The sequence below is a fragment of the Nostoc sp. PCC 9305 genome (assembly GCF_963920915.1).
Lineage (GTDB): Bacteria > Cyanobacteriota > Cyanobacteriia > Cyanobacteriales > Nostocaceae > Nostoc.
Genome location: NZ_CAWUDN010000233.1, coordinates 1 through 2,032 on the forward strand (window position 1 = coordinate 1; position 2,032 = coordinate 2,032).

The following is a 2,032-nucleotide window of genomic DNA, read 5'->3' on the forward strand; positions in this document are numbered from 1 at the left end:
CTGGGCTGATGCCTTAACTTGACACCAATGGCAAGATGCCCACCCCACAATATTGAATAATTTATTTCTTGGAAATCCCTAAAGAAACTCAAAATCCTTTCCCTTTAACCTTTACCCTTTTCCCTCTCTAGCAAAAATATATTTTTGTAAAAGGTCTATTTTTGCCCTAAAAATCGAGCTTCTCTACTAGGGAAAGATTAGAGGGTTAGGTTTTGATGGGTTTTTCAATATGAAGTGAAAAGTCAGGACAAATTATCGGGAACTGTAGTACTTGAATGTGTAGTTAACAGTACTCTTTCTACCTCTGTAGAGAACCAAATAAAAAGTAATAAGTGCATAAAACTACAAAACCTAACCGTATTTAGTTATAGAGATTCAAATACAAAAAACTCAATCTAGTTTGAAATTATCAAGGTGAAAAATTATGACAAGCTTTATTCAAGTTCACTTACACAACGATCTACTGCACCCAGTCCGCGAGTGGTTGGAAACAATAGAAATTCATAACTCCAAATTGGCTCATTTCTTATGCAAAACTATTCCTGCTCAGTGTCCCTTTGAGCGAGACATCACACTGTTTGGTCGGAAGCTATTTCATCTTCCACCTATGTGTAAATTAAATCCTCTATACGAGGAAGTGGTTGGTTTGCGTTTTAGAGCGCTCTGTTATCTTGCCGATGAATGTGGTGAAGATATCACAGCTTATTGCTGATAGCCAGTTGGATTGTTCTTCATCGAGCAGCGATCGGTAATTGCAGGTTTACGGTTGTTACTTACTCAGGTTTATACTAAGCTAACGTACACCTAATTAGATGTTTGGCTATTAAGTAGCTGGCACTATTGTTGCTTCCCGTATCCTGCTGAAATTATTAAGATCATCATGACGCACATCTTACTGATTGAAGATGAGGTCAAACTGGCACGATTTATCGAGTTGGAATTGAATTATGAAGGCTATCAAGTCAGTATTGCCTACGATGGATTAACTGCACTCACCGCAGCCAGGGAGTTGCATCTGGATTTAGTAATTTTAGACTGGATGTTGCCTGGGTTGTCGGGGTCGGAAATTTGCAGCCGCTTGCGGAATATAGCTGAGAAAGTGCCGATAATCTTATTAACCGTCAAAGATGAAGTGAGCGATCGCATTGCAGGTTTAGATGCTGGTGCTGATGATTACCTCGTTAAACCCTTCAGTGTTGATGAATTATTAGCCAGAGTCAGCGCTCACCTACGAAGAAGCAACCAAGCATACGCAGATGTTTTAGAATTTGAAGACCTGAGTTTAAATCGTCGCACGCGGGAAGTGTATCGAGATCGGCGGTTAATTGAGTTAACTACTAAAGAATTTGATTTACTAGAATATTTACTCGCCCATCCGCGACAGATAATTAGCTGCGATCGCATTTTAGAGGAAGTCTGGGGTTATGACTTTATGGGCGATGCCAACATCATTGAACCTTACATTAACTACCTGCGCCTGAAACTTGAAGCCAATAACGAAAAATGTCTCATTCAAACTGTGATCGGTCTTGGCTACACATTACGTGATTGAATTGGGCATTGGGCTAGGGTGTTGATTTTGTAACTTTTCAGGGGTTAAAAATTCATGCACAATCCTTTCCAATCCAAGGCTGGAGTAAAATTTGCAGTGGGAAAAGTTATTTTTCGCGTTCTTTCAGTAATGAGTAATAAGTAATGGATATTTACTCATTACTCATTACTCATTACTCATTACTCATTACTCCTGCAAATTTGGTTCACCGATGATGACACCAAAACTGTATGAATAAAAAATGGGTAAATCTCATCAAAGTCAACACCCTAGCATTGGGCATCAGCAATTCTCATTAGACTTCTTGCAAAAGTCGGGGTAAAGGGGAAGGGGAAAAGGGGAAAAAAACTCAAAATCCTTTCCCTTTAACCTTTTCCCTTTTCCCTAAGAGTGCAAAAATATATTTTTGCAAGAGGTCTATTGAGCTGACTTTTCCCGTTAAGTCTCTTTTGCAAGCTGCCAACCTTCACAAAGGTCATG

The 2,032-nt window shown here is 39.3% G+C and carries 2 protein-coding genes; both read left to right on the top strand.

The window, feature by feature from the left end; genetic code table 11:
• Nucleotides 1-424 precede the first annotated feature (424 nt).
• A complete protein-coding gene (locus ACM0OX_RS35485; RefSeq protein WP_414519878.1) occupies nucleotides 425-712 on the top strand; it encodes a Mo-dependent nitrogenase C-terminal domain-containing protein in 288 nt (95 codons plus the stop codon).
• 168 nt (nucleotides 713-880) lie between these two features.
• On the top strand, nucleotides 881-1,552 hold the full coding sequence (locus tag ACM0OX_RS35490; protein ID WP_414519880.1) for a response regulator transcription factor: 672 nt from the start codon (nucleotides 881-883) through the stop codon (nucleotides 1,550-1,552).
• Nucleotides 1,553-2,032: the final 480 nt, after the last annotated feature.

Excerpts from the sequence above, each read along its gene's own strand:
- ACM0OX_RS35485 (WP_414519878.1), top strand. The coding sequence starts at position 425 with ATGACAAGCTTTATTCAAGTTCACTTACACAACGATCTACTGCACCCA.
- ACM0OX_RS35490 (WP_414519880.1), top strand. The coding sequence starts at position 881 with ATGACGCACATCTTACTGATTGAAGATGAGGTCAAACTGGCACGATTT.